At 66.6% G+C, this 1,086-nt stretch carries 1 protein-coding gene and 1 pseudogene; both read right to left on the reverse strand.

The features are described 5' to 3' along the window. Positions 1-29 precede the first annotated feature (29 nt). The gene (locus tag I71_RS25135) at positions 30-740 is read right to left on the reverse strand and encodes an ABC transporter ATP-binding protein (protein ID WP_042700177.1); all 711 of its coding nucleotides are present in this window, start codon (positions 738-740) and stop codon (positions 30-32) included. A 3-nt stretch (positions 741-743) separates the two neighbouring features. Further along, positions 744-1,086 (reverse strand): annotated as a pseudogene (locus I71_RS25140) (ABC transporter ATP-binding protein); the annotation flags it as partial.

Consider the following 1,086-nt stretch of genomic DNA (forward strand, 5'->3'; position numbering starts at 1 on the left):
GAAGCGAAGAGCCAAGGATCGTTTCCATCTCAGTGTCCCCTTCCCAGGTACGCCGACCGCACCTCCGGGTCGGCCAGCAGCTGCGCTCCCGTCCCCGTCATCGTGATCTTCCCCGTCACCATCACATAGGCCCGGTGCGCCAGCTTCAGCGCATGGAAGGCGTTCTGCTCCACCATGAACACCGTCATCTTCTGTTCCCGGTTGATCTCCTGGATCACCTGGAAGATCTGCTTCACGATCAGCGGCGCCAGACCCAGCGACGGCTCGTCCAGCAGCAGCAGCCGCGGCTGGCTCATCAAGGCCCGCCCGATCGCCAGCATCTGCTGCTCGCCGCCCGACATCGTGCCGGCGCGCTGGTTGATGCGCTCCTTCAGACGCGGGAACAAGGTCAGCACCCGCTCCAGCTCGCGGTCGAAGCTGCCGGGCTGGGCGACGATGGACCCCATCTGCAGATTCTCCAGCACCGTCATGCGCGGGAAGATGCGCCGGCCCTCGGGAGACTGCGCGATGCCGCGCCGCACGATCTCGTGGGTGGGGAGGTCGGTGATGTCCTCGCCCTCGAAGAACACCCGGCCCTGGCGCGCCCGCGGGCTGCCGCAGATCGTCATCAGCAGCGTCGACTTGCCCGCCCCGTTGGCGCCGATCAGCGAGACGATCTCGCCGGCGCCGATCTCGATGTCGATCCCCTTCAGCGCCTCGATGGCGCCGTAGAAGGTGTGGACGCCCGATACCTTCAACATGGCTCAGGCTCCCTTCTGGGCGAGGTTCAGATCGGCAGCGACCTCCGGCGGCAGGGCTTCGTCCTCGTCCTCGCCCAGATAGGCGCGGATCACCGCCGGGTCGTTCTTCACATGCCCAGGCGTGCCGTCGGAAATCTTCCGGCCATAGTCCAGCACCACCACATGGTCGGAAATGCGCATCACCACGCTCATGTCATGCTCGATCAGCAACACGCCGGTCCGGTGGCCCTGCGGCGTCTGGACGTCGCGGATGAAGGTCAGGATCTCGGGCAGCTCCCCCGACTCGCGCGGGTTCAGACCGGCCGCCGGCTCGTCCAGGCACAGCAGCACCGGCTCGGTGCACATG

The organism is Azospirillum sp. B506, from assembly GCF_000333595.1.
Taxonomy (GTDB): Bacteria; Pseudomonadota; Alphaproteobacteria; order Azospirillales; family Azospirillaceae; genus Azospirillum.

Coding starts and splice junctions, on each gene's coding strand:
- I71_RS25135 (WP_042700177.1), bottom strand. CDS start 740: ATGTTGAAGGTATCGGGCGTCCACACCTTCTACGGCGCCATCGAGGCG.